This window comes from Streptomyces sp. NPDC048106, assembly GCF_040706415.1.
In the GTDB taxonomy this organism is placed as follows: domain Bacteria; phylum Actinomycetota; class Actinomycetes; order Streptomycetales; family Streptomycetaceae; genus Streptomyces.
This window is the reverse complement of the sequence record NZ_JBEZND010000001.1, coordinates 177,981-196,266: the sequence shown is the minus strand read 5'-3', so window position 1 is coordinate 196,266 and position 18,286 is coordinate 177,981. Positions and strand designations below refer to the sequence as shown.

Annotated in this window: 18 protein-coding genes; 9 read left to right on the top strand and 9 right to left on the bottom strand. The window is 71.1% G+C overall.

Annotated elements, in window-relative coordinates; all coding sequences use genetic code 11:
- Positions 1 to 34: 34 nt before the first annotated feature.
- The 4 genes from AB0927_RS00850 (at position 35) to AB0927_RS00835 (ending at position 3,093) form a co-directional block, all read left to right on the top strand.
- On the top strand, positions 35 to 1,099 hold the full coding sequence (locus AB0927_RS00850) for a Gfo/Idh/MocA family oxidoreductase (RefSeq protein ID WP_366665296.1): 1,065 nt from the start codon (positions 35 to 37) through the stop codon (positions 1,097 to 1,099).
- Positions 1,099 to 1,605, top strand: coding sequence for a heme-degrading domain-containing protein (locus AB0927_RS00845; RefSeq protein ID WP_366665295.1), 507 nt, complete (start codon positions 1,099 to 1,101; stop codon positions 1,603 to 1,605). Before AB0927_RS00850 ends, AB0927_RS00845 begins: the two co-directional genes overlap by 1 nt.
- A gap of 119 nt (positions 1,606 to 1,724) precedes the next feature.
- The gene (locus tag AB0927_RS00840) at positions 1,725 to 2,600 is read left to right on the top strand and encodes an LLM class F420-dependent oxidoreductase (RefSeq protein ID WP_366665294.1); all 876 of its coding nucleotides are present in this window, start codon (positions 1,725 to 1,727) and stop codon (positions 2,598 to 2,600) included.
- 139 nt (positions 2,601 to 2,739) lie between these two features.
- On the top strand, positions 2,740 to 3,093 hold the full coding sequence (locus tag AB0927_RS00835) for a beta/gamma crystallin domain-containing protein (RefSeq protein WP_366665293.1): 354 nt from the start codon (positions 2,740 to 2,742) through the stop codon (positions 3,091 to 3,093).
- Positions 3,094 to 3,248: 155 nt separating this feature from the next.
- Here AB0927_RS00835 and AB0927_RS00830 read toward each other — a convergent pair whose 3' ends face one another.
- From AB0927_RS00830 to AB0927_RS00815, 4 genes are all read right to left on the bottom strand, one after another.
- On the bottom strand, positions 3,249 to 4,106 hold the full coding sequence (locus tag AB0927_RS00830) for a fumarylacetoacetate hydrolase family protein (protein WP_366665292.1): 858 nt from the start codon (positions 4,104 to 4,106) through the stop codon (positions 3,249 to 3,251).
- A 136-nt stretch (positions 4,107 to 4,242) separates the two neighbouring features.
- Positions 4,243 to 4,962, bottom strand: a complete 720-nt coding sequence (yidC, locus tag AB0927_RS00825; RefSeq protein WP_366665291.1) for a membrane protein insertase YidC — start codon at positions 4,960 to 4,962, stop codon at positions 4,243 to 4,245.
- A gap of 95 nt (positions 4,963 to 5,057) precedes the next feature.
- Complete coding sequence (locus AB0927_RS00820) at positions 5,058 to 5,372, bottom strand: DUF6412 domain-containing protein (RefSeq protein ID WP_366665290.1); 315 nt, start codon at positions 5,370 to 5,372, stop codon at positions 5,058 to 5,060.
- A gap of 40 nt (positions 5,373 to 5,412) precedes the next feature.
- The gene (locus AB0927_RS00815; RefSeq protein WP_366665289.1) at positions 5,413 to 5,940 is read right to left on the bottom strand and encodes a helix-turn-helix domain-containing protein; all 528 of its coding nucleotides are present in this window, start codon (positions 5,938 to 5,940) and stop codon (positions 5,413 to 5,415) included.
- Between the two features lie 101 nt (positions 5,941 to 6,041).
- Between AB0927_RS00815 and AB0927_RS00810 the strand changes: the two genes are divergently transcribed.
- Entirely contained in the window at positions 6,042 to 7,535 is a 1,494-nt protein-coding gene (locus tag AB0927_RS00810; RefSeq protein ID WP_366665288.1) for an MFS transporter, read from the top strand.
- 3 nt (positions 7,536 to 7,538) lie between these two features.
- Here the strand turns inward: AB0927_RS00810 and AB0927_RS00805 are convergent, their stop codons facing one another.
- Both AB0927_RS00805 and AB0927_RS00800 read right to left on the bottom strand, forming a co-directional pair.
- Positions 7,539 to 8,273 (bottom strand): TIGR03943 family protein, encoded by a 735-nt coding sequence (locus AB0927_RS00805; protein WP_366665287.1) that lies wholly within the window; start codon positions 8,271 to 8,273, stop codon positions 7,539 to 7,541.
- The gene (locus AB0927_RS00800; protein ID WP_366665286.1) at positions 8,270 to 9,313 is read right to left on the bottom strand and encodes a permease; all 1,044 of its coding nucleotides are present in this window, start codon (positions 9,311 to 9,313) and stop codon (positions 8,270 to 8,272) included. Before AB0927_RS00800 ends, AB0927_RS00805 begins: the two co-directional genes overlap by 4 nt.
- A gap of 207 nt (positions 9,314 to 9,520) precedes the next feature.
- Here AB0927_RS00800 and AB0927_RS00795 point away from each other — a divergent pair, with 207 nt between their 5' ends.
- From AB0927_RS00795 to AB0927_RS00780, 4 genes are all read left to right on the top strand, one after another.
- Complete coding sequence (locus AB0927_RS00795) at positions 9,521 to 10,531, top strand: SEC-C domain-containing protein (RefSeq protein WP_366665285.1); 1,011 nt, start codon at positions 9,521 to 9,523, stop codon at positions 10,529 to 10,531.
- 98 nt (positions 10,532 to 10,629) lie between these two features.
- On the top strand, positions 10,630 to 11,043 hold the full coding sequence (locus tag AB0927_RS00790; protein WP_366665527.1) for a very short patch repair endonuclease: 414 nt from the start codon (positions 10,630 to 10,632) through the stop codon (positions 11,041 to 11,043).
- On the top strand, positions 11,040 to 12,044 hold the full coding sequence (locus tag AB0927_RS00785) for a DNA cytosine methyltransferase (RefSeq protein ID WP_366665284.1): 1,005 nt from the start codon (positions 11,040 to 11,042) through the stop codon (positions 12,042 to 12,044). Before AB0927_RS00790 ends, AB0927_RS00785 begins: the two co-directional genes overlap by 4 nt.
- Positions 12,041 to 13,603, top strand: a complete 1,563-nt coding sequence (locus tag AB0927_RS00780) for a DNA cytosine methyltransferase (protein WP_366665283.1) — start codon at positions 12,041 to 12,043, stop codon at positions 13,601 to 13,603. The genes AB0927_RS00785 and AB0927_RS00780 overlap by 4 nt, the downstream gene beginning before the upstream one ends.
- On the opposite strand, the gene AB0927_RS00775 is transcribed toward AB0927_RS00780, so the two are convergent.
- From AB0927_RS00775 to AB0927_RS00765, 3 genes are read right to left on the bottom strand one after another with little or no spacing between them, the layout of a single operon-like run.
- Positions 13,594 to 14,475: a DUF6339 family protein gene (locus AB0927_RS00775; RefSeq protein WP_366665282.1), complete on the bottom strand. Its 882-nt coding sequence runs from the start codon at positions 14,473 to 14,475 to the stop codon at positions 13,594 to 13,596. The genes AB0927_RS00780 and AB0927_RS00775 overlap by 10 nt on opposite strands.
- A complete protein-coding gene (locus AB0927_RS00770) occupies positions 14,472 to 15,467 on the bottom strand; it encodes a hypothetical protein (protein WP_366665281.1) in 996 nt (331 codons plus the stop codon). The genes AB0927_RS00775 and AB0927_RS00770 overlap by 4 nt, the downstream gene beginning before the upstream one ends.
- Positions 15,464 to 17,608: a helix-turn-helix transcriptional regulator gene (locus AB0927_RS00765; protein WP_366665280.1), complete on the bottom strand. Its 2,145-nt coding sequence runs from the start codon at positions 17,606 to 17,608 to the stop codon at positions 15,464 to 15,466. The genes AB0927_RS00770 and AB0927_RS00765 overlap by 4 nt, the downstream gene beginning before the upstream one ends.
- Positions 17,609 to 18,286: the final 678 nt, after the last annotated feature.

Genomic DNA, 18,286 nt, shown 5'->3' with positions numbered 1-18,286 from the left:
GCACTTTGGCAACAGCGTTGCCAAAGTGGAGGCCATGAGTACCTCCCTGCGCGTCGGCCTGATCGGCTACGGCCTCGCCGGCTCCGTCTTCCACGCCCCCCTGATCGCCGCCACCGAGGGCCTCACCCTCGACACGGTCGTCACCTCCGACCCGGAGCGGCGACGGCAGGCCCGTGACGAGTTCCCGGACGTGACGCTCGCCCAGGCTCCCGAGGAACTCTTCGCCCGCGCGGGCGAGTTGGACCTGCTCGTCATCGCCTCCCCGAACAAGACGCACGTCCCGCTGGCCACCGCGGCCCTCGACGCGGGCCTCCCCGTGGTCGTGGACAAGCCGGTCGCCGGCACCGCCGCCGAGGCCCGGACGCTCGCCGCCCGCGCCGAGGAGCGCGGCCTGCTGCTGTCCGTCTTCCAGAACCGCCGCTGGGACAACGACTTCCTGACCCTGCGCGCCCTCCTCGCGGACGGCGCGCTCGGCGACGTACGCCGTTTCGAGTCCCGCTTCGAGCGCTGGCGCCCGCGGCCCAAGGGCGGCTGGCGCGAGTCCGGCGACCCGGCGGAGATCGGCGGCCTGCTCTACGACCTCGGCAGTCACGTCGTCGACCAGGCCCTGGTCCTGTTCGGCCCGGCCGCCGAGGTGTACGCGGAGACGGACGTCCGCCGTCCGGGTGCCGAGACCGACGACGACACCTTCATCGCGCTCACCCACACCAGCGGGGTCCGCTCCCACCTCTACGTCTCCGCGACGACCCCCCAACTCGGCCCCCGCTTCCGCGTGCTGGGCTCCGAGGCGGGCTACGTGAAGTACGGCCTCGACCCCCAGGAGGCCGCCCTGCGCGAGGGCCTGCGTCCCGCGCCCGGGTGGGGCACGGAGCCCGAGTCCCTGTACGGCCGGATCGGCGCCGGCGAGTCCCCGCTGACCGGCGGCGGCACCCCCGTGCGGACCCTGCCCGGCGACTACCCCGCCTACTACGCGGCCGTCGCCGCCGCCCTCACCGGCGCGGGCCCCAACCCGGTGACCGCCCTGGAGGCGGCCGCTGCCCTCGACGTACTGGAGGCGGCCCGCAGGTCCGCCCAGGAGAAGGTGACGGTGACCCTCTGATGTCCGCACAGCAGAACTCCCCCACCATCGAGGAGCTAGAGGAGCAGGAGGAACGCCTGGTCTTCCGCCGGTTCACGTACGAGGACGCCTGGGCCCTCGGCTCCCTCCTCGTCGACCTCGCCCGCGCGCGCCGGGCGCCGGTCGCGATCGACATCCACCGCGCCGGACAGCAGCTCTTCCACGCCGCGCTGCCCGGCTCCACCCCGGACAACGACGCCTGGATCACCCGCAAGCGCCGGGTGGTCGAGCGCTACGGCGCCTCCTCCTACCTGGTCGGCTCCCGCTTCCGGGCCAAGGGCAGCACCTTCGAGGCGTCCTCCCGCCTCGACCCGGACGCCTACGCGGCCCACGGCGGCTCGTTCCCGGTCCGGGTCGAACACGCGGGCGTCATCGGCGCGGTGACCGTCTCGGGCCTGCCCCAGGTCGAGGACCACCGGCTGGTGGTGGCGGCGCTGGAGCGGTTCCTCGGCGACGCGCAGGGGTCCCCCGGCCGTTCGGCCGACTGAGCGAACCCGCGCATCGGACCGGGGAACCGGGGAATCAGCGGGAACGACCTCCGGTTGGCACTGGGAACGGACGTGATGATCACGACAGCACCGCCCCACCAACCGGAGGGACCGCACGCATGAGTGAGACCACAGGCAGCCTGAAGCAGCGCCTCGGCCGGTACGGCGTATGGGACGTCGCGCTGCGCGACGAGGACCCCGCCCGCCGCGGCGAGCAGGAGGACGCCGCCGCCGAACTGGAGGAACTCGACTACGGCGCCATCTGGCTCGGCGGCAGCAGCACCACCGCGAACGCCGTCCCGCTCATCGAGGCCACCCACCACATCACCGTCGGCACCAGCATCCAGAGCGTCTGGCAGCGGGACGCCGCCGCGACCGCGGACGACTTCGCCCGGCTGGAGTCGTCCCACCCGGACCGCTTCATCCTGGGCCTCGGCGTGAGCCACGGCCCCCTCGTGAAGGGCTACCAGCGCCCCTACTCCGCGATGGTCGACTACCTGGACGAGCTGGACAAGGCGGGCGTCCCCGCCGGCCGCCGCGTCCTCGCCGCCCTCGGCCCCAAGATGCTGACCCTGTCCGCCGAGCGCGCGGCCGGCGCCATCCCCTACCTCGTCACCCCCGAGCACACCGCCCAGGCCCGCGAGATCCTCGGCCAGGCCCCGCTGCTCGCACCGGAGTTCAAGGTCGTCCTGGAACGGGACCCGGAGCGCGCCCGCGAGATCGCCCGCGGCTACCTGGGCCGCTACCTCCGGCTCCCCAACTACACCAACAACTTCCTCCGCCTCGGCTTCACCGAGTCCGACGTCGCCGACGGCGGCAGCGACCGTCTCATCGACGCGGTCTTCGCCTGGGGCGACGACGACCGGATCCGCAGCCGCGTCCGGGCCTTCCACGAGGCGGGCGCCGACCACGTGGTGCTCCAGGTGGTGGCGGAGGACTCGGGCCACGCCCTGCCGAGGGAGCAATGGCGCAGGCTGGCCCTGCTGCTGCGGTGACCGGCCTTACCCCCGGTTATCACCCTTTTGATGCGTTTTCCCTGACAGCGGCCGGTATGGCGGCGTTCCGCCCCTAGCGTGGAGCCGACGTCGCCGACCGGGCCGGCCAGCGCGCCGGCCTTCGTGTGAAGGGGAATCCGTGATCTCGAAATGCAAGAGGGCCGCGCGTTCGGTGGCCATGACGCTCGCCGCGGCCGCCGCGCTCACCGTCGGCGTGCCGAGCGGCAGCGCCTTCGCCATCGACCACGTCCAGTGCGTCGGCGGGGAGAACTTCCTGAAGATCTGGTCGCACCTCGACGGCCGCGACAGCGTCGACTGCTACGCGAACGCCGGGAAGACCGACTTCGGCGGCTGGTGGGTCGACCGGATCTCCACGGGCAACAACGACCTGATCTACTACGACGCCAACGGCGACTCGGTGAGGATCGAGCGCTGGCACGACATCACCTTCCCGAACCGCCCGCCGCGGGTCGTCGCCATCCAGATCCTGTGACGCGCTGATCCTGTGACGCGCTGATCCTGCGACGCGCTGACGTCCCGTCGCGGGTCCGGGGAATCGACCGTCCGGGCCGTCCGGAGAAGTCGCCCGGAGCACGGGGGACCGCGCGGCACGCCGCCCGCGGACCCCCGGCGCTCCCGACGGAGCGGTTACGCGTCCGCGAACACCTGCCGCTGCCGTCCGAGCCCCTCGACCTCCAGCTCCACCACGTCCCCGGCCCGCAGATACGGCTTCGGCTCGGGCCGCCCCATCGCCACCCCCGCCGGCGTCCCCGTGTTGATCACGTCGCCCGGGTACAGCGTCATGAACCGGCTGAGGTAGCGCACCACTTCACCCACCGGGAAGATCTGCTCCGCCGTCGTCCCGTCCTGCTTCAGCTCCCCGTTGACCCACAGCCGCAGCGACAGCCGCTGCGGATCCGGCACCTCGTCCGCCGTCACCAGCCACGGCCCGAGCGGGTTGAACGTCTCGCAGTTCTTCCCCTTGTCCCACGTCCCGCCCCGCTCCATCTGGAACTCCCGCTCGGAGACGTCGTGCGCGACCGCGTACCCGGCGACATGCGCGAGCCCCTCCTCGGCCGACTCCAGGTACCGCGCCGTACGCCCGATGACCACGGCCAGTTCCACCTCCCAGTCGGTGCTGGTGGAGCCCCGCGGCACGAGCACGGTGTCGTCGGGCCCGATCACCGTGTCCGGCGCCTTGAGGAAGACGACCGGCTCGGCGGGCGGGGCGGCCCCGGTCTCGCGCGCGTGGTCGTGGAAGTTGAGCCCGATGCACACGATCTTCCCGATCCGCCCGAGCGGCGGCCCGATCCGCAGCCCCGCCGCGTCCAGCGCGGGCAGCGCGCCGGCGGCCGCCGCCTCCCGCACCCGTCCGAGCGCGGCCGCGTCGGCGAGCAGCGGCCCGTCGATGTCGTCCACGAGCGCGGACAGATCGCGCAGGGTTCCGTCGGCGTCGAGCAGCGCGGGCCGCTCCGCCCCCGCCGTACCGACTCGCAGCAGCTTCATGGTCGCCATCTCCCTCGCTCGCGGTCACCCGCCGACGGGTGCGGCCGCCGGAGGACCGGATGATCCTCCGGTTTCCGCCGGCCACCCCGCAAGCCCTTGTTCACGTACTGGACCGTGACCGTTGTACCGGCAGCGGCTACGGCCGCCGGTACAACGCGGCCCGCTCCACCGCGCTCCACGTCGTACTGGTGACGACGTACAACGCGGCGGCGAGCGGTACGACGGCCACGGTGACCAGCGTGAGGAAGGACAGGAACGGCATCACCCTGCCGACCGCGCCGAGCCCCGGCACCTCCTCGCCGCCACCGGCACCGGTCAGGACCGGGTTCTGTGCCAACTGGATTTTCGCGCGCAGGTAGTTGAAGAAGGCGACGCCCGCGACGAGGGCGAAGAGGCCCAGGTAGACCAGCCCGGCCCCGCCCAACACCCCGCCGTCGGCGAGCGCGTCGGCCCACCGTCCGCCGAGCGGCGCCGCGAACAGCCGGTGGGCGAGCAGCGAGTGGCCCGAGGCGCCGGAGAAGAGGTGGTAGAGCAGGAAGAACGCGGGGAGCTGGAGCAGGCTCGGCAGGATGCCGGACAGGGGCGAGACCTTTTCCACGGCGTGCAGTTCCAGCACGGCCCGCCGCAGCCGCTCGGGGTCCCTGGCGTGCCGCTCGCGCAGCTCGGCGATTCTCGGCTGGAGCGCGGCCCGGGCCCGCTGTCCCCGGGCTGCGGCGCGGGAGAGGGGGTGGACGAGGAGTCGTACGAGCGCGGTGAACAGGACGATCGCGGCGGCGGTCGCGGAGCCGTGACAGAGCGGTGCGAGCAGGTCGGCGAGCCGCTCGACCAGGTGCGCGAACAGGGAGAAGACGGACATGGGTGAGCCCTCCGGGGGTCTCGTCGTGCCGGATGACAGGTGAGGTCGGCAGGACGACCCGCGCGGGGGCACGGGGTGAGGTACGGGTAGGTGCCCTACGCGGTGGTCGCCGGGAGGGTCCGTCCGGGCGCCCGGGGCCTGCGGCGGCCGCGCGCGTCGGGATCACGCTGGGGCAGGAAGGCCGTACGCCGGGCCCGGTCGCGTATCGCCGTACGGATGCGGGTGGGCGGTACGACGGGGACGCGACCGGCGGCGATCAGGGTGCACAGGGCGAGCGCGGACGCCGCCGCGGCGGTCGCGGCGAGGGCGACGGCGGTGGTGAGGCCGCCGGCGTCGAGGAGCGCGAGGGAGAGCAGCACGAGCAGGGGAGCCAGCAGGAACGCGACGGCACGGCTGTGTGCGCGGCTCATCCTCATCCCCCTCCCCCGCCCGGCGTGCACCCCCGCCGGATCATGCCTGTTCGGTCTCCAACGGCTCCAGCAGCCGCTTCGGCTTGAGCAGGGCGCGGCTGACCGGATCCGCCGGGTCCGGATCGAGTCCGGGGCCCGGCTCCATGACAACGTCCGCGACCGGCACGATGGTTCCGCATCCGGCACATTCGCCGTACGGCCCGATCTCGGCGCCGCACGCCGCGTGCCGGAAGGAGCGCAGCCGACCGCCGTCGAGGTGGTCGCGGCCCCAGCTCCCGAGGGCACGCAGGGTGGGCCACAGGGCGATGCCGCGCTCGGTGAGGACGTACTCGTCCCGGGGCGGCGACTCCTGGTACCGACGCTTCTCCAGGATCCCCTCCGCGGTCAGCGTCTGGAGCCGGGCGGCCAGGACGGCGCGCGGGATGCCGAGGTGGACGAGGAAGTCGTTGTAGCGCCGTACGCCGTAGAGCGCGTCCCGTACGACGAGCAGCGTCCAGCGCTCGCCGACGATCTCGAGCGCGCGGGCGACCGAGCACTCCTGTGTCGCGTAGTCCTTGCCCAGTGCCATGCCCCCACTGTAGCCACTTTCCGACGTTGGGTTCAATGACCGAACCGACTGTGTTACGGTGGCCCGGACAGCTAGGTTCAATGACCGAACTGAGGATTGCCATGACCGGGCTCGAATCCGCCGCAGTGGACGAGGCACGAGGGACAGGCGAGGCGCCAGGGGCAGGCGAGACCCACGGGGCGCAGGACGCTCATGGGGCACGCGCCGGGGCGCTCGGCGCTCACGGGGCGCGCCCGGAGAAAGGCCCGCACGCCGGACCACCCGCTGCCGCCCCCGCGCGCCCCCGCGCCACCCTCGCCCTCACCAGCGCGGCGACCGCCGTGACCCTGATGAACTACACCGCCCCGATGGTCACGCTCCCCCAGACGGCGGCCGCCCTGCACACCCCGCTCTCCGGCCAGGCCTGGCTCCTGAACGGCACCCCGCTGGGCCTCGCCGCCCTCCTCCTGGTGGCCGGCAGCCTCGCCGACGACTACGGCCGCCGCCGGATCTTCCTCGCCGGCACCCTGGCCCTGGGCCTGACCACCGCGCTCGGCGCGCTGACCACGTCGACCTGGCAGTTCACCCTGGCCCGCATCGCCCAGGGCGCCGCCAGTGCGGCCCTGCTGGCCAGCGCCCTCGGCCTGATCGTGCACGCCTTCCCCACACCGCGCGGCCGCCTGCACGCCACCGGCGTGTGGGGCGCGTTCGTCAGCGGCGGCATCGCGGCGGGCCCCGTGGTCGCGGCCGCACTGCCGAACTGGCGCGCCGGCTACGGCGTCCTCGGCGCCGCGGCCCTGCTGCTGGCCGCGCTCGGCACCCGTACCCTCGCCGAATCCCGCGCCCCGCGCGGCGGCCGTCCCGACATACCCGGCGCGCTGACCTTCGGACTCGCCCTGGTCGCCCTGGTCGCGGCCCTGACCCTGGGCCGGGACGGCTGGCTGCGCGCGCCGGTGGGCCTGCTCCTGGCGGCGGCCGTGGCGCTGATCGCCGTCTTCGTGGCCGTCGAACGGCGCTCCGCCACCCCGATGATCGACCTGGGCCTGCTGCGCCGCCCCCGCTTCCTGGCCTCCTCGGCGGGCGGCCTGTTCACCGGCCTCTCGGTGATCGCCGTCTTCAGCTACCTGCCCGCCCTGGTCCAGCAGACCATGCGCCTCTCCCCGCTGGCCACGGCCGGCCTGCTCCTGCTCTGGTCCGGCCTGAGCTTCGCCGTCGCCCTCCAGGTCAAGCGCCTGCCCATCGCCCCACGCGTCCAACTGGCCCTGGGCTTCGCCCTGCACGCCGCCGCCGTCCTGACCATGCTCGGCGCCATCGGCTCCGGCTCCTGGACCCGGCTGCTGCCCGGTCTGGTCATCGGCGGAGTGGGCAGCGGTCTCCTCAATGGCGCCCTCCCCCTCCTCGCCGTCGACTCCGTCCCCCGGGAACGCGCCGCCATGGGCTCCGGCGCCCAGCAGACCCTGCGCTACATCGGCTCCGGCGTCGGCGTCGCCCTGACCATCGCCCTGGTCACCTCCGGCAACCACCTCGCCCACGGCACGAACCTCGCCCTGCTGGTCTCGGCGGCCCTGGCGACGGTGGGCGCGATCAGCGTCCTGGTGCTGAGGGAGGGGCGCTGAAGCTCACGGGGTGCGCGTCGTGGGCAGCGGAAGGGCGTCCTGGTAGCCGTTGACGGGCCGGGGGATCTTCTCGACCGTACGGGCGTCCAGCGCGACCGCCGCGGAACCGGTGCCCAGCGCCCCGCCGGGGTGCCAGGTCCCGGTGACCGAGACCCACGTGTTCGCGGGCAGCGCGGGTCCGCCGTAGACCCGTACCTTCACCGACTGGGCATCCGCCGCACAGCAGTTGATGATGATCCGGGTGAGATCCCAACCACCCTTCCCGTGCGGCGTGACGATGCCGGTCATCAGGACGGTGCGCCCCTTGATGGCCCGCGCGCGGTCCTGCCGGACCCGGCTGGTGAAGTCCGACAGGGTCATGGGCACCGGCGAGACCGCGGGCAACGGCGCGAACCGGCTCTGCTGAGCGACGGGTTCGGGCGGCTGCCGGGAGGCGGTGTACGCGCCGAGGGCGGGCGGCGCGTAGCAGAGCAGGCTCAGCGCGGGGACCAGCAACAGCCAGGCGACGCGGGGCACTTGGGAGTGGTCGTGCCCGTGGCCGTCGTACTCCTGCCCGCGCGTCTTCCTGTCGAGGAGCGCGCCGACGAGCCCGAGCAGCACCAGCACAACGCCGGAGACGATGAGCAGGGGCCGCATGCTCTCCTTGACGTAGCGCAGGCACAGGTCGGTGACGAGGGAGATGTGCAGCAGGCCGAGCCCGCACAGGACGAGCAGTCCCGACTGGAGCGTCCGTCTCACAGGAGGGCACCTCCGATCAGCGCGCTGCACGCGACGGCGACGACGAGGGTGGCGGCGGAGAACCGCACGGCGAAGGCCCGCCCGAAGGTCCCCGCCTGGAGGGCGATCAGCTTGAGGTCGACCATGGGCCCCACCACCATGAACGCCAGCCGCGCCACCGGCGGGAACCCGGTGAGCGAGGCGGCGAGGAAGGCGTCCGCCTCGGAGCAGACGGCGAGCAGTACGGCGAGGGCGGCGAGGAAGAGCACCGACAGACAGGGCGTCCCGGTGAAGGTGGCGAGCACGGAGCGCGGGACGGCGACGTTGAAGGTGGCGGCCGCCATCGCGCCGAGCACGAGGAACCCGCCGGCGTGCAGGAAGTCGTGCTGGAACCCGAGCCGGAACTCCTCCCACCGACTGTGCCCGGCCTGGTGCCCGGTGTGCCGTACGGCCGGCCGCAGCCACTCGTTCCGCCCGAACCGCAACCACAGCCACCCCATGACGACGGCCGTGGCGAGCGAGGCGAGCAGCCGGGCCAGCACCATGGCCGGGCTGCCGGGGAAGGCGATCGCGGTGGCGGTGAGGACGACGGGGTTGATCGCCGGCGCGGACAGCAGGAACGCGAACGCGGCGGCCGGGGTGACCCCCCGGCCGATGAGACTGCTCGCGACCGGCACGGACGCGCACTCGCACCCCGGCAGCACGACCCCCGCCACGCCCGCCACCGGCACGGCGAGCAGGGGCCGCCGGGGCAGCATGCGCCGGAACACCCGTTCGGGCACGAAGGCGTTGATCGCCCCGGACAGGGCCGTACCGAGCAGCAGGAACGGCAACGCCTGCACGGTGACCGCCAGACAGACCGTCCGCCACGCCTGCACGGCCGGGGCGTCGCCCCACCGCCCGACGAGGAAGAGAAGGGTGCCGGGCACGACGGCGGCACCGACGAGCAGCAGCGGCCAGTACCGCGGCAGCGCACCGGCACCCCCGGCCTCGTCCTCCTCCGCACCGGCCGCCCGGTGCCCCTCCTGACCGGCGTGGACCAGCTCCCCCGTCACCCGCATCCCGCCCCCGCGTCCGGTTGTCCACACGGACGGATGTCCGCCGTGTATGTCGCTGTCCGCACAGAAGATAGCGAGTGGTCCTGTGCGCCCGGGGGTGTGCCTCGCGGTATGCCCCTGACGGGCCGTTGTATGCCGGATGTCCCCCCGAGGGATCACCCCGCCGTACCGCCCTCACGTTTGTCGGCGCCCGGCAGTACGGTGTCCCCCATGCGCCCCGACACGCCTGCCGAGAACGTCGATCACACCGCCGAAGCGGCACGCCTGGAGCGGACCGCCGGCCTGTACCCGGAGGACGCCGAGGCCCTGCTCCTGCGGGCGGCGGCCCACCTGGAGCTGTCCGGCGACCGCCCCGCGGCCACCACCGTCTACGACCGCCTGCTGTCCACCCCGGCCGCCCTGGAGCACCCCTCGCTGGTACGGGCCCTGAAGGCGTCCAACCTCTGGGAGTACGGCCACGAGGCGGAGGCCAGGGCGATCATCGAGGGCATCCGTACGACGGCCCCGCGCGACCCCGGCCCCTGGGTGATCATCGCGGAGTCCCTGGAGGCCCACGACGAGCTGGAGGCGGCGGAGGACACCTTCACGCAGGCGGCGGGACTCCTGCTCCCGGACGCCGCGGAGCCCCCGCTCCCCCTCCACCCGCTCCTCTACGGCCGCCACCGCGTCCGCCGCATGCGGGGCCTGCCGCACGACGACTGGGACACCCTGGCCGACACCCTGCACACGGCCCCGGTCACCCTGGACGAACTCCACGACCCCAAGCGCGTCTGGTCCCTCGGCTCCGACAACCCCGCCGAGCTGGAGGCCGAGATCTCCCGCCTCCGCACCGAACTGGGCGCCTACCGCGAGGCCCTCTCCCGCCCCTTCCCGGTGGCCGTCCTCCACTGGCCGGCCGCGGAACTGGCGGAACTCCTCTCGGCCTACCCCACCCTCTCCACGGAGTACCCCTCCCACTCCTCCCACCTCGCGACCATAGAGTCCTCGCTGCGCGAACTCTCCACCTCCGGCACCGACAACCTGGGCATCGTCACCGGCACCGTCCCCTCCTACGAAGCCTTCGCCGCCTCCGAGGCAACCTCCCCGGACGACCCCACACTGCTGCCCCAGTACGCGACGACCCTGGCGGCGAGGGGACGTGCGGTGGCTTGGCCTCCGGGGAGGGGGGCGGGGTGTTGGTGTGGGGCGGGGAGGGACTACGCGGAGTGCCACGGGGCATAGCGCAGGACTTCCCGAGGGGCTCCACGCGGCGCACCTTCCCCTGGCAAAATGCTCCCGTGCCCCACGTCACCCCTTCCTCCGCCGCCGTCTCCGCCCGTATGAGCAGGCAGGTCAGCAAGGACACGGCGGCCGAGCTGGCCGTGCGAAAGCTCCTGCACGCGGCCGGGCTGCGCTATCGCGTGGAGTACCCGGTACCGGGCATGGCCCGGCGCCGGATCGACGTGGCGTTCACATCGACCAAGGTGGCCGTCCTCATCGACGGATGCTTCTGGCACGGTTGCCCGGAACACGCGACGCATCCGAAGTCGAACGCCCAATGGTGGCGGCAGAAGCTGGACCGCAACATCGCTCGCGACACGGAGACCACGGAGCACCTCGTGGCCGCCGGGTGGGAGGTGCTGCGGTTCTGGGAGCACGAGTCGCCCGTCACGGTGGCCCTGCGCGTCGAGGAGGCGGTCCGCCGACGCCGAGCGGCCATGGGACAGGGACGATCCAGGGGGGCGAACCGATGACCGGGCTGACGTTCGTCGACGTCTGTTCGGGAGCCGGCGGCCTGGCTCTGGGGCTGGAGCGGGCGGGCCTCACTCCGCGATTACTGCTGGACATCGAACCGTACGCCTGCGAGACGCTTCTGGCCAACAGACCGAAGTGGAACGTGGTGAACACGGACCTCCTCGACTTCGACCCCGTGGATCACCCAGAGGTGTACGACGTCGATCTGCTCGCGGCCGGTCTGCCCAGGGTGAAGTCGAACGCCACGGTGACGCGCCGCTCGTCGGACAGCGAGACCCGTCTGATCCGGGCGACCGCCTATCTCGTCCACGCCGTCCAGCCACGTGCGCTGATCATCGAGAACGTGCCCACCCTGGTCGACGAAGATTCCTTGGGGCCTGTGCGCGACTTCCTCCACGAGGAGTTGGAGCACCTCGGCTACCGGCTGACCTGGTTCGTGTTGAACGCCTGCGACTTCGGCGTCCCACAGGACCGTAGGCAGGGCATTCTCGTGGCCGTCAAACAGCGGTGGGCGGGCGCCTTTCGGCCGCCTCGGCCCACCGTTCACGAGCGCGTGTCGGTCGGCGAGGCGCTGGCGCCTTCGATGCGCTCGCGCGGTTGGCCGGATGCCGACCGCTGGGCGGCCCAGGCGACGAGCGTGGCCCCTACCCTGGTGGGCGGGTCCAAGACCCACGGTGGGCCGGACTTCGGGCCGAGCGGCACGAAAGCCAAGTGGCGCCGTATGGGCGTGTACACAAAATCGTTCGGGAACGAGCCGCCCGACGCCGACTTCACATGGGATCCGGCGCTCGGCGACGACGGCCTCGTACGGATCACGGTGGACCAGACCGCCCTCCTTCAGGGCTTTCCCGAGGGCTGGCGCTTTGTCGGCGGAAAGACCGCCCGCTACCGTCAGGTGGGCAATGCCGTGCCACCCGCCGTGGCCGAGGCCTTGGGCCGGGCCGTGGCAGACGCACTGCAAGAACCACGACTTTCCGCCGGCTACACTTCAAGCCCATGAGTCGCATCGTCAAGGAGGAGTCCTCACCTGTGGGTTTCCGCATTTTGGACCTGTTTGCGGGCCCTGGTGGGCTTGATGTGGCGGCCCATGTCCTGGGTCACGAGATCACCGGGATCGAGTGGGACGCGGGAGCATGCGCGACCCGTGGCGCAGCGGGCATGGACACCTTCAAGGGTGATGTCCGTCGATACCGCGCGGCTTTCTTCCCCCGGGCCCAGGTACTGACCGGCGGTCCTCCCTGCCAGACCTTCACCGTCGCCGGGCACGGTGCGGGCCGTAAGGCGTTGGATCAGGTACTCGAGTACATCAACCGTCTGCACAAAGCCGTAGCGGCCGAGGACCACGGGTGGGAGGAGATCTTCCGGACCTGGCGCAGAATCTCCGAGGAACTTCGCCGCAGGGAGCTCGAAGCCGGCAAGGTCAGGGCCGCGAAGCGCAAGGTCGACGAGCTCAGGACCGCGAAGCGCAAAGCCGTCAAGGGCCGGCTCGAACAGCTCGGGAACTCGAAGGACGAGGTCCGGAAGCTCCTGAAGCAGCTCAGGGACCCGAAGGAGCTCGATTTCTCTTTCGACGGCGAACTCAAGGGTCTGCTCAAGGAGTTCATCGATCTGGACGACGAGCACCACCGACTGCGAGAGAAGCTCGAAGAGCTGGGCGACGAACGCACGGGGCTGGTTCTGCAACCGCTGTGGTGGGTGATCGAGCGGAGCAAGCGACCCGGTTCGCAGCCCTATGAAGCCGTCATCCTGGAACAGGTCCGTGCGGTCATGCCGGTGTGGAGGGCCTACGCCGAGGTGCTCACCTCTCTCGGATACCGGACCCGGACCCAACTGATGCACACAGAGGCGTTCGGTGTCCCCCAGACCCGCCGGCGCGCGGTGCTCATGGCCCGGCTCGACGAGACCTCCCCCTCGAACGAGCTCTTCACCGACCTTCTCCCCGAGGTGCCCGAGACCCACGAGCATTACCAGACGAAGGGGCCCTCGAGCCCCTCGCCGAAGACACGTAGAGCGGGCGCTCCTGCTTCGAGGCCTCCGAAAGAGAAGTGGATCTCCATGGAGAAGGCCTTGGAAAGCGCCCGGATGATCTCACCGCAGAAGGTGCACAGGCGGCCCGCATACACCGTCATCTCGAACTACGGCACCGGTGGGGTTCCCGAGGAACGTGGCCGCCGCGACCACGACGATCCCTCCGCCACGATCACCGGGAAGGTGTCACGGAACCGTCTGGTTCACAAGGACACCGACGAGGACCTCGCCGACTTCGGCCGCTTCACCCACGCCGAGGCCGGCGTGCTCCAGACATTCCCTGTCGAATACCCCTGGTGCGGCAACGACGTTCCGCAGCAGATCGGCAATGCGGTGCCACCCAGGCTCGCCCTGCACGTGCTGTGCCAGGTACTCGAACCCGAACTGAGCGATGCGGAGGCCGAGGTACGGCTGGAACAGGCCGTCTCGGATCTGGAGGCGTGGAAGCCCGACGGGCCGGCGGAGATCTGCGGGCATCGCGACCTGAAGGGGCATCCGCTGGCGCAGACGCCCCCTCTTGCTCACTCCTGAGGCGTCTTACGACCTCTGACCGGGGCGGTCTCGAAGAGTTCCGCGAAGTAATCGGCGAGTACCGCGACGGACTTCTCCGGCACGGGCTCCTCATCGGGACCGAGCGGCAGTTCGTGTCGCGGCACCGGCAGCGCGGACTCGGCCTCCGCGATCCACGCGCGGAGCGCGACGGGGTCACGCGGCTCGTCCTCGGCCAGCGCGTCGTAGACCAAGGTCGCCCCGGCGGTATTGATCGCCGTCATGAGGCCATTGATCCCGCGCCCCGTACGGACGACGTCTCGGTCCAGGACACGTACCAGGGCCTGTGCGGTGGGACGGTGGTCGAGCAGATCGAGGCGCAGGGCGTTGTGGATCAGGTCCTGGTTGGCACAGGCCGCCACCACCGGCGCGTAGTCGCCGCCGTTGCGGAACATCTCCGCCGCCCACCACAGACGCGAGAAGCACTGACGGTCCGGTGCCCCCCTGAAGCGGTCCCTGTTGATGCGCGCCGGGCCCCCGCCACGCGGCGGCACAGGGGGATGCCGGAAGGCCACGTAGTCCGGGGCGACGGCCAGCGCGAGATGGTTCCAGATCCTCTGGTCCGCGGCTTCACGCCGGGTGAGGCGCAGGGCCGCGTGCAGCCGGGGCGCGAGCCAGCCGTCGGCGTCCGTCCGGTTCTCCCCGAAGTGGTGCATCGCGTCGACCAGCAGGTCCCTGAGCGGTTCGACCACCCACCGGGCGTCGTCCTCCGGAAGGGATTCGACGACCTTGGCGAGGTCGACGCCGCTGTGCCCGTGCACTCCCCTGAGAAGGTCCTCGGTGAGGAAGGGGTCGGCGGCCGTCGCGGACAGCAGGCCGAGCCGCTCGGGGAGATGATGCGGCTTCTCGATCACGCGCTGTCCTCTCGGTTCATCTTCTGCAGTGCGTGCAGGACATTGGCGAGCGCCTTGCTCGCGCCTGCACGGCGGACGGCGGCGTAGTGGACCCGGGTCTGGAGCTCCACCCATCCGGCGTCGCCGGTCCGACGGTGGTGAACCTGGCGGAGCGCTTCCTCGACATGCAGGCCCGGCACCACATCGGGGAGCATCTCGCGCAGGACCTCTCCTCGCCAGTCGGTGGGGAAGATCGGCGAACCGTCCGGTTCGATCTCGAGGTCGCCCACGGCGCTGTGGAACACCGCGGTCCAGACGTCGGTCGCCATCTGGGAGACCAAGAGCTCGTGGACCTTGTTCTCGATCCCACCGCTCTCGCCGCCGAGGAGATCGGAGAAGCCCTCGATGTCGGTGTTGACCATCACCAGGGGCAGCCGGCCCGAGGCATCGATCACCCAGGGCGCGTCGGCGTAGGGACGCAGCCATTCCCGCGCGCTCTTGGAGAAGCTCGCCTGTTTCACGTCCAGGCGCAGACCGCCCAGAGGCTCCTCGGCCGTCACGTCGACGGTCCAGTCGCCGTCCGTCTCCGTGATCGCGCGGCCCGGCACGTCGTCGACCGTGGCGACCGCGTGGACGGACAGCGAGGATCGACCCACATGGTCGTCGCGGAACAGCTCTATCTCGCCGGACCACTCCTTGCTACCCGGGGCGTCCTGACGTAGATCGACAGAGGTGCGCACATTGGTGGCGCCCTCGGTGAGCACCGCCAGCACCCGAAGATCACCCCACGGGGCGTCGGGATCGGTGGCGCCGGGCGGCAGAGTGGCGGACAGTCCGATCCGGGCCGACACCCAGTCCTCGTGCTGTGCCACGCCCAGGGCCACGGTCCGCTGGGGGACGGAGTACGCCGAGGTGTCCAGGTGATCACGAGTGCCGTCGGGCAACCTGAGGGAGGCCGCGGTCACCCGCAGGGTGATCGGACGGTTGAGTCGCTTGTACGGATAGAACTTCATGCCTCACTCCCCGCGCCGGCACGGAGTTCCAGGACCAGCCGCGTGAGCTCGGTGCGAACCGGATGGCTCGTGACATCTGTCGAGCCCCGGAAGACGGCTCGGCGCGCCCCGGGCGTGAACCGGAGCACGCCGTCCTCGACCTCACAACCCTCCACGGCGACGAGTTCCGCCCAGTCGAGCCTGGGTCGGCTGCCTGACCGCACATCGAGGAGCACCACGGGTGTCATGACGGGCAGTTCCTCCGCGCGGGGCAGTCTCACCTCGGCAGTGATCCGCCACTCCCTGCCGGCACCGATCTCGGCGTCCAGGCCGTCCAGTTCCGGCTTGCCCGGCCCGGGGACCCGCTTGGGAGCTGCGCTCTTGCGTGAGACGGTGAGCTTCTTGCGCAGCTTGGCATTCTCCTGCGACCCGGTGCTCCTCGGCCGTACGACCAGTTCCTTCACGGCCGCGTTGACCTCGGTGGTCAACCTGGCGATGCGGTGGTGCGCGCTGTGCGACCAACGGAGGGTCAGCTCCTCGGTCTGCCCCCAACGGTCGTGCTCGGGTGGTTCGGCAGCGCGCAGGAACTCCTCGGCCTCCTCGGCGAAGGGCGCGGTCTCTCCGGCGGCGCGGCCGACCAGAAGAACCGCCTGGAAGGGGTTGACACCCAGCGGCAGGTTCGCGACGCCCGACTTCTTGATCGTCATCCGGTTACCGCGCAACGAGTGGACCTGGTTGGGCACGTCGTCGCCCTCCGCATCGGTGACCAGGAGCACTCCGGGGTGTGTGCCGAGCGTTCCGGATCGCCCTCCGGACAGGGGCAGCCGGAGCGGAACCGTGCGGAGCGCGACCTGGCCGGCTTCGGTGAGCCGGTCCACGGTCGTCCCCTCGTAGAACGCGCGCAGCGCTCGGGCGCGCGAGGGCTGCTTGTCAGTGGGGTCGACCTTCTCCTCCTCGATGACGACCTCGCCGTTGCGCAGGGTACGGACCGAAGTCTCCAACAGCGGGAGCCTGCTGCCGCCTCCGGTCATGGCCGCCCAGAAGTCCCGGCCCAGCGCCTCGACCAGACGTCGGTGCATGACGCGGATGTCACGGGTTCCGTCGTCGCTTCCGCTCTCGTCCTCATCTGCGGAGTCCGGCCTGCTCTGGTCGAGGCTGGCCACGTCATGTGCACCCACGACCAGGAACGAGGTTCCCGCCTCATCGTTTTCGCGAGTGAGGTGAAGGCGTTCGACCGTCTCCTCGTCCGCCCACCAGGAGCGGACCACCTCCGCGCCGGGCGTCTCGGGGTCGGGGCGTCCCAACCAGGCCGGGCCCGCGTACGAGTTGCCGTCGACGACGCGCCACGGCAGCTCCAACCGCCCGATGACACGGCGCTCGGTGCGGCCCTCGTGAGGAACGGACAACGTGGAGTTGATCAGGACCATGCCGAGTGCGCTGGTGGCCCAGAGAGTGGCCTTGCCGAGCCCGTAGGAACCGCCCGCGTCTCGACCTGACTTGAGACTTTCCAACTGCCGGCGGACAACGGCCGCGAACTTGCCGTCGTCGTAGTCGTCGCCGGTGAGGCCGGAGGCGTTGTAGTCGTCGATCCGCAAGAGGATCAGTCGGCCCTTTTCGAACATGTCGCGCACCCCGGCGTCCACGACACGTCCCACCTTCTGATCGGCGGCCGACCGGGAGACCGCCTCGTAGTGGGGCTGCAGGTCGTCCCAGAGGATCGCGGCACGGAAAGCCTCCAGTGCCTCGCCGGTGAGCTCGTGGATCGTGTATCGCACGCGGACCGGGCGACCGTTCTCCACGAGCCGCTCGTCGAGACTGTTCTGGCACGTCTCCCTGGCGAGCACCTGGACATCCGCGTCGAAGGCGAAGGCCGCGGCGTTCCCGCCGTCGCGCCCGCCGTCCTGGTAACCGGGCCGGTGGTACCAGACGACGGGGAGTCCAGCCTGAGTGTCGGTGGTACGAGTGTGCACCGTGCCCAGGTCGGTACCGAGCGCCTTCGCGATCTCCCCCATGACGGTCGGACGCGGTACCGAGCGTCTGGTGATCCAGGCAGAGACCGCAGCCCGGGTCAGCCCCAGTTCCTCGGCCAGCTCCGCCTGTGTCTTGTGTGCGAGTTTGAGCTGGCGGGCCAGCCAGGGCCCGAACTCTTCACCGGCCTCCATGTGGCCTCCGCTCTTCGCCGTATGCCGTTGTGCCCACGATCGTGGACAGGCTAATTTGACAGCTGAGCGGACGTCAACTGACTCTTGACACAACCGGGGCGCCTCACCGGTGACCCGGTTGGCCGAAGTGTCAGAATAAGCGCCTTCGTCCATATACGGCGAGAACCCGGCGCGACCCGGCCGGACTCGATCGGAGACGCTCGGCACGACGGGCGCCGGAAAGCGGAGAGGTCAACTCCACTAATTCGTCCGGGAAATGGGCTGACACGAACGAGTGAAGCGCCCTACGATTATCCGCAGCGGAAGTGTCCGTCTCACTCGGGAAAACCCGTGTGGCAACGGGTGAGTTGTGTCTGCTTGCATTTTCATGGCCCTGAACGTGCACGCGACACAAGGATCCTCGACCGGACACGAAGGGAGCGGGATGCCATGAATTCCCCTCCTCCTTCCGCCGACTCCGACCACGGACGGAAAGCGGATTCTCGACGCCCTCGGCAGGTGATCGAGGCGTTCGACGAACTCTCCGGCCGGATCTCCGGTTTCTCCCATCGCCACGATCTCAAGACCCACGTAGCCACATCACCGCAGCTCAAGCCAAGTAGAGACACCCTCATCCGTTCCTCTCGTCCGCTTTTCGTCATACCGCCCATCGCAGGAGTCGTGAAAAGCAGTGCCCGA

Bases quoted from the DNA above. Each gene is read 5' to 3' on its own strand.
- AB0927_RS00850 (WP_366665296.1), top strand. From the start codon at position 35: ATGAGTACCTCCCTGCGCGTCGGCCTGATCGGCTACGGCCTCGCCGGC.
- AB0927_RS00845 (WP_366665295.1), top strand. From the start codon at position 1,099: ATGTCCGCACAGCAGAACTCCCCCACCATCGAGGAGCTAGAGGAGCAG.
- AB0927_RS00840 (WP_366665294.1), top strand. From the start codon at position 1,725: ATGAGTGAGACCACAGGCAGCCTGAAGCAGCGCCTCGGCCGGTACGGC.
- AB0927_RS00830 (WP_366665292.1), bottom strand. From the start codon at position 4,106: ATGAAGCTGCTGCGAGTCGGTACGGCGGGGGCGGAGCGGCCCGCGCTG.
- yidC (WP_366665291.1), bottom strand. From the start codon at position 4,962: ATGTCCGTCTTCTCCCTGTTCGCGCACCTGGTCGAGCGGCTCGCCGAC.
- AB0927_RS00820 (WP_366665290.1), bottom strand. From the start codon at position 5,372: ATGAGCCGCGCACACAGCCGTGCCGTCGCGTTCCTGCTGGCTCCCCTG.
- AB0927_RS00815 (WP_366665289.1), bottom strand. From the start codon at position 5,940: ATGGCACTGGGCAAGGACTACGCGACACAGGAGTGCTCGGTCGCCCGC.
- AB0927_RS00810 (WP_366665288.1), top strand. From the start codon at position 6,042: ATGACCGGGCTCGAATCCGCCGCAGTGGACGAGGCACGAGGGACAGGC.
- AB0927_RS00800 (WP_366665286.1), bottom strand. From the start codon at position 9,313: ATGCGGGTGACGGGGGAGCTGGTCCACGCCGGTCAGGAGGGGCACCGG.
- AB0927_RS00795 (WP_366665285.1), top strand. From the start codon at position 9,521: ATGCGCCCCGACACGCCTGCCGAGAACGTCGATCACACCGCCGAAGCG.
- AB0927_RS00790 (WP_366665527.1), top strand. From the start codon at position 10,630: ATGAGCAGGCAGGTCAGCAAGGACACGGCGGCCGAGCTGGCCGTGCGA.
- AB0927_RS00785 (WP_366665284.1), top strand. From the start codon at position 11,040: ATGACCGGGCTGACGTTCGTCGACGTCTGTTCGGGAGCCGGCGGCCTG.
- AB0927_RS00780 (WP_366665283.1), top strand. From the start codon at position 12,041: ATGAGTCGCATCGTCAAGGAGGAGTCCTCACCTGTGGGTTTCCGCATT.
- AB0927_RS00770 (WP_366665281.1), bottom strand. From the start codon at position 15,467: ATGAAGTTCTATCCGTACAAGCGACTCAACCGTCCGATCACCCTGCGG.
- AB0927_RS00765 (WP_366665280.1), bottom strand. From the start codon at position 17,608: ATGGAGGCCGGTGAAGAGTTCGGGCCCTGGCTGGCCCGCCAGCTCAAA.